Origin of the sequence: Metallosphaera yellowstonensis MK1 (assembly GCF_000243315.1) — an archaeon.
GTDB lineage: Archaea > Thermoproteota > Thermoprotei_A > Sulfolobales > Sulfolobaceae > Metallosphaera > Metallosphaera yellowstonensis.
Genome location: NZ_JH597768.1, coordinates 341,491 through 343,322 on the forward strand (window position 1 = coordinate 341,491; position 1,832 = coordinate 343,322).

The window sequence follows — 1,832 nt, forward strand, 5'->3', positions numbered from 1 at the left end:
TTAAGGCAGGGCTCATGCCTGACTGTTGGTTGGATAAGTCTGTCAAGATCAAGAAGTTCCAGGGGGTCATCTTCAGGGAGTCGGAACCAGAGGGTGACGTGAAGTTCCTAAGGCCTTCTGACGTAAGGTGTAAGCTTGAGGAATTAATCGGCTGAGGAGCGTTCGAAGAATCTCTAACTACATGCGAGCGCTTTGAAGTCATCTCCATCCGGAAGGATCAGATAAGATGAAGGGCTCAAGTATCTCAGGTTCAACTGATCTCTTCTCCATCCTTAAAGGTAGACCCAGAATCTCACAGTAATGGGAAAAAGGAAGTGGGGACAAAAGGTAAGGAAAAGAGCTCACTGCACAGTTTCATTGGATAAAGGGGTTCGGGCTTCATTGAATTTTCATGAATTTATATCCAATCCTCAGCCCTTGTGCTTCACCGGGGTCACGGGGAAACCCGCTCACACCCCTCAGCCCCTTAACGGGGTAACCCCAACCCACCTACTCCCAGTGGGAGTGAGAAAGAGGTGTGGAAACCCGCACATCTTGAGGTTAGATATTCAAGGATGCGTTAAGTTGTCTATCTAGAGTGAAACCGCACCTCTCACACTTGAAAGTCCTGCCGACCTTTCGGGAAACCCATCCACATCTGGGGCAGGACTTAGAAGTGTGGTAAGGGTTCATCTCCTTAACTAGGGAGCCGTAAAGTGGGGCCTTGTGTTTAAGAACGCAGTGGATCGACCTCCATACAGTCCTGGAAATCTTCTTAGACAACTTGTCATTAGCGTCTTGGAACATATCTTATTTGTTCAGTTTCTCTATAGCGAACGTAGTCACGGGATACATCTCCAGCAACTTGTTGACGAACTTGTGAACGTAGTCCCTAACTCTATTCCTCTCACGGTGAGAGTACTTCCTCGACAACAACTCCCCTTTCCTACCGTGCTTGGAAGCGAAGGACTGTATCCTACCCCTCTTCAGCTCCATCCCATACAGCAGTTATGGGATTTCTCGTTAGGTAGCGCCCCGTAATCAAGGTAAAATCTGATAACTGCTGTTCTGTATGTGTTTACCTGTGGCGTAGCTTATCCCATTAATCGCTTTTGATTCCGGCACGGGCACCCCTCTCAAAGGATGAGTGGTTTTCGTCAGGACTGTTCAACTAGTGACTTGGCCATAAGGTAGGCATCCTCACCGTCAGCGTAGTAATGCTTTAAAAGCTTCACCTTCCTGTACCCAAGCTTCTCGTAGAGTGAGATGGCTGGATAATTGCTCACCCTCACCTCCAGGTATACCTCCTCTGCACCGTAAGCTTCCCTCATCTTCTGCATTGAGGAAAGGAGCAACTGCTTCCCTATCCCTCTCCTCCTGTAATTCTCAAGAACAGCTATGGAAACGACGTGACCCTTCTTCACCAGAGGAATGAAGGATTTGAGGTTGCTGAACCCAGTCTCAATCCTAGGCATTATGTATCCCACTACTGACCCCTCAACCAACGCAACGAAGAACGCCTCCCCCCACTCCCTTATGTGCTCCACAAAGAAATAGTAGGGGTAGTTCTCGGGCAGAGTGAACCTGTTTATCTTCACTATCTCGTCTATATCGTCCAATCTCGCGTTCCTTATGGTGAACTGTTTATCCTTCTCAACCGTCTCAACCATGTTTCAACCTCCCCACGATTTAGATCTCTCCTCTCCTAAGTTGGGTCGTCCATGGGAAAATGCCTCATCATGGTGTTCTATTGTCGGCACGTGACTCACTGAACCTACGTCAAAGGCTTTCCCCAGAACATCCAAAGGGACGCAGGAGAAGGTGATTGGACTCGGTCTCCAGATCGAAAAATC

2 protein-coding genes and 2 pseudogenes are annotated in these 1,832 nt (G+C 48.3%); 1 reads left to right on the forward strand and 3 read right to left on the reverse strand.

The window, feature by feature from the left end:
* Positions 1-155: pseudogene (locus METMK1DRAFT_RS20190) on the forward strand (AMMECR1 domain-containing protein); the annotation flags it as partial.
* Positions 156-378: 223 nt separating this feature from the next.
* Here the strand turns inward: METMK1DRAFT_RS20190 and METMK1DRAFT_RS20195 are convergent.
* From METMK1DRAFT_RS20195 to METMK1DRAFT_RS20205, 3 genes and pseudogenes are all read right to left on the reverse strand, one after another.
* Positions 379-987 (reverse strand): annotated as a pseudogene (locus tag METMK1DRAFT_RS20195) (RNA-guided endonuclease InsQ/TnpB family protein); the annotation flags it as partial.
* 149 nt (positions 988-1,136) lie between these two features.
* Positions 1,137-1,649 (reverse strand): ribosomal protein S18-alanine N-acetyltransferase, encoded by a 513-nt coding sequence (gene rimI, locus METMK1DRAFT_RS20200; protein WP_009073317.1) that lies wholly within the window; start codon positions 1,647-1,649, stop codon positions 1,137-1,139.
* A 3-nt stretch (positions 1,650-1,652) separates the two neighbouring features.
* The coding region (locus METMK1DRAFT_RS20205) for a hypothetical protein (RefSeq protein WP_216586103.1) at positions 1,653-1,832 on the reverse strand (180 nt) is incomplete at its 5' end.